Origin of the sequence: Novosphingobium sp. B-7 (genome assembly GCF_000410615.1) — a bacterium.
Classification (GTDB): domain Bacteria; phylum Pseudomonadota; class Alphaproteobacteria; order Sphingomonadales; family Sphingomonadaceae; genus Novosphingobium; species Novosphingobium capsulatum.
The window spans coordinates 453-671 of sequence record NZ_KE148424.1 but is presented as its reverse complement, the minus strand read 5'-3'; the positions used below and the strand labels follow the sequence as shown (position 1 = coordinate 671).

The 219-nt window shown below is 74.0% G+C and carries 1 pseudogene; it reads left to right on the top strand.

Annotated elements, in window-relative coordinates:
* Positions 1-70 precede the first annotated feature (70 nt).
* Positions 71-219: pseudogene (locus H926_RS32660) on the top strand (acyl carrier protein); the annotation flags it as partial.

Genomic DNA, 219 nt, shown 5'->3' with positions numbered 1-219 from the left:
GGGTTGGCCCGCCGCCTGGCCGGGCGCACGCTGCTTGCCCCGCCGCCAGGCGATGGTTAAGGCGCCAGGCATGACCGACACGCTTCCCGCTTCGCTCGACGCCGATCTGCGCGCGCTTCTCGCCGATGTGCTGGGGCTGGCCCCGGCGCGGGTGGCCGCGTTCACGGCACAGACGCCGCTGTTCGGCGCGCTGCCCGAACTCGATTCGATGGCGGTGGC